The sequence below is a fragment of the Peribacillus sp. genome (assembly GCF_059453735.1).
This window is the reverse complement of the sequence record NZ_JAZVJO010000098.1, coordinates 1-2,735: the sequence shown is the minus strand read 5'-3', so window position 1 is coordinate 2,735 and position 2,735 is coordinate 1. Positions and strand designations below refer to the sequence as shown.

The 2,735-nt window shown below is 39.6% G+C and carries 3 protein-coding genes; all 3 read left to right on the top strand.

The window, feature by feature from the left end:
• Positions 1-283: 283 nt before the first annotated feature.
• Positions 284-442: a hypothetical protein gene (locus AC52RT_RS03320; RefSeq protein ID WP_495539436.1), complete on the top strand. Its 159-nt coding sequence runs from the start codon at positions 284-286 to the stop codon at positions 440-442.
• Positions 443-695: 253 nt separating this feature from the next.
• Entirely contained in the window at positions 696-1,136 is a 441-nt protein-coding gene (locus AC52RT_RS03315; RefSeq protein ID WP_495539435.1) for a YwiB family protein, read from the top strand.
• Between the two features lie 3 nt (positions 1,137-1,139).
• A partial coding sequence (argS, locus tag AC52RT_RS03310) for an arginine--tRNA ligase (RefSeq protein ID WP_495539434.1) occupies positions 1,140-2,735 on the top strand: 1,596 nt, incomplete at its 3' end.

The window sequence follows — 2,735 nt, the reverse complement described above, 5'->3', positions numbered from 1 at the left end:
TGAATAGTGAAATTACAGCCTCGCCATGACGGATCAAACGACCTTTTCAAGCCAAAAGAGCAGAAGATACACTTTTTTTGAAAAGAAAAAGAGCAGTTTTGCTTGATGGGCCGAATCATCTAGAAAAAGGGCCGAATGTTTCCACGTTTGGGCCGAATGAATGCAAAAAGAGACGAATAAACAGCAAGAAGGGCCGAATCAGCTGCTGATTAGTGAAATTACAGCCTCGCCATGACGGATCAAACGACCTTTCCAGCCCAAAAGAGCAGAAGATACACTTTTTTTGAAAAGAAAGAGAGTAATTTTGCTTGATGGGCCGAATCAATCGGAGAAAGGGACGAATGTTTACACGTTTGGGCCGAATGATAGGCAAAAAGGGCCGAATCAAAAGCAGAATGGGCCGAATCAGCTGTTGAATAGTAAAATTACAGCCTCGCCATGACGGATCAAACGACCTTTTCAAGCCAAAAGAGCAGAAGATACACTTTTTTGAAAAGAAAGAGAGTAATTTTTGTTCTTTGGGCTAAATTAGCTGCGCCACAGAACTTTTCAAGTAAAACTAGTGGTTTTTAAAAATAAGGTATGGATAAAAAGTAATTCGTGAAAAATGGTAGAAATTCGAGTTCAAGTTGAAACTTGTCTCGAGAAAATTTATACTTATAAGGTTATTAGAGAAAATGAAGGATGTGTGACGTTTGTCTCTTCATGAAAATAAACAACAAAAGATAAAAGTTGTTCTTCAAACGAAGATTATGCACGAGGGTGTAACGGAGAACTTTGAAGTGAAGACTTCTGGTTTGAAGTTTAGGAAAGGCTCTGCTCTGTATTTTCAGTATGCTGAAAAAACAGAAGCAGGGGATACACAAACAACAATTAAGTTTAAAGAGTATGAAACGCTTTTATTAAGAAATGGCGCGGTTAAAATGAGGCAGCTTTTTCGCCCATCGGAAATTACGAACGGGCATTATGAAAGTATATATGGAACTTTACCCATGCGTACTCAGACAGAGTCGATTGAGCATCTGTGGAACGAGAATACCAATGAAGGGGTTTTACGACTTCGGTATACACTTGATGTACAGGGCGGAGAACCGGGGCAATATGAATTGAATTTGAACTATAAGGAGGAAGCGTAAGAGATGAATATTGTTGAACAAGTGCAAGAGAAGTTAAAACAAGAAATCAAAGATGCAGCGATTAAAGCTGGATTAGCAACAGAAGAACAAATTCCGTCAGTAATTCTAGAGCTTCCTAAAGAGAAATCACACGGTGATTATTCTACGAATATGGCTATGCAGTTAGCAAGAGTGGCTAAAAAAGCACCTCGTGCTATTGCGGAAGCGATTATTGAGAACTTTGACCGTTCGAAGGCATCCATTGAGAAAATTGAAATTGCTGGTCCTGGTTTCATTAACTTTTACATGGACAATGCGTATTTAACAGAATTAATTCCAGTGATCCTAGACGCTAAAGAAGCATATGGTGAAAGTGACTTTGGTAAGAAGGAAAAAATCCAAGTTGAGTTTGTATCAGCTAATCCTACAGGCGACTTGCATTTAGGTCATGCTCGTGGAGCGGCAGTAGGGGATACATTATGTAATGTCCTTGCAAAAGCAGGATATGATGTATCACGCGAATACTATATTAATGATGCTGGAAATCAAATTAATAATTTAGCTCGTTCCATTGAAGCTCGTTATTTCCAAGCACTTGGAATGGACACGCCAATGCCTGAAGATGGGTACCATGGTGCTGATATTATTGGCATCGGTAAGCAGCTCGTTGCTGATTATGGCGATAAATATGTAACGGTTGCTGAAGATGTACGTTTTGGCTTTTTCCGTGAATACGGCCTGAAATACGAAATGGCGAAATTAAAAGAAGATCTTGAGAATTTCCGCGTTCGCTTTGATGTTTGGTATTCAGAAACTTCGCTTTATAAAGATGGGAAAATTGAAGAAGCTCTTTCTGAATTGAGAGAAAGAGGTCATATTTTCGAAGAAGGTGGCGCAACTTGGTTCCGTTCATCGGCGCTTGGAGACGATAAGGACCGTGTTCTAATTAAACAAGATGGTTCGTTTACGTATCTTTTACCGGATATTGCTTACCATCGTAATAAATTAGAACGTGGATTCGAAACGCTGATCAATGTTTGGGGTGCTGACCATCATGGCTATATCCCGCGTATGAAAGCAGCTATCCAAGCACTTGGCTTTAATAAAGAACAGCTGGAAGTAGAGATTATTCAACTTGTTCATTTATTCAAAGACGGCGAAAAAATGAAAATGAGTAAACGTACAGGAAAAGCTGTAACAATGCGCGATCTCATTGATGAGGTTGGATTAGATGCTACGCGTTACTTCTTTGCAATGAGAAGTGCTGATACGCATTTAGATTTTGATTTAGATCTTGCAGTCTCTCAATCGAATGATAATCCAGTCTATTACGCACAATACGCTCATGCTCGGATTTGCAGCATCTTGCGTCAAGGCGAAGAATCGCAGATTAAGTATGATGAAAATGTAGATTTCAGCCTTATCTCAAGTGAAAAAGAAATCGAGCTATTGAAGAAGCTTGGCGAATTCCCACAGGTTATTGCGGATGCAGCAGACAAACGGATGCCGCATCGTATGACTAATTATATTTATGAATTAGCCTCTACTTTCCATAGTTTCTACAATGCAGATAAAGTATTAGACAAAGAACAGCCAGAACGCAGCAAAGCCCGCCTTGCA